Origin of the sequence: Halomonas sp. ND22Bw, assembly GCF_003011945.1 — a bacterium.
GTDB classification, from domain to species: Bacteria; Pseudomonadota; Gammaproteobacteria; order Pseudomonadales; family Halomonadaceae; genus Halomonas; species Halomonas halophila.
Map to the genome: position 1 here is coordinate 1 of NZ_PXWD01001392.1, position 251 is coordinate 251.

Below are 251 nucleotides of genomic sequence, written 5' to 3' on the forward strand. Positions count from 1 at the left end.
GCCCCGATCGCGTCCGATCCCGGCGGTGACGGCACGCCGACCGTCGAGGAACTCCGGGGGACCCTGGACGAGGTGGGCATCTGCATCTGGTCCCTGGACATCCCGAGCGGCCGCGTCTCGGTCTCGCCGACCTGCGCCCGGCTCTTCGGCGTGCCACCCGAGCGACTGACCACCTTCGCGGCGACCCAGGCCCTGGTGCATCCCGACGACCGCCGGGCGCGGGCCGATGCCATCCAGGGGGCCTTGCGGGC

At 74.5% G+C, this 251-nt stretch carries 1 protein-coding gene; it reads left to right on the top strand.

The genetic code is table 11. The features are described 5' to 3' along the window. Positions 1-251, top strand: a 251-nt coding sequence (locus tag CVH10_RS22765) for a hypothetical protein (RefSeq protein WP_219925031.1), incomplete at both ends; no start/stop codon positions are given.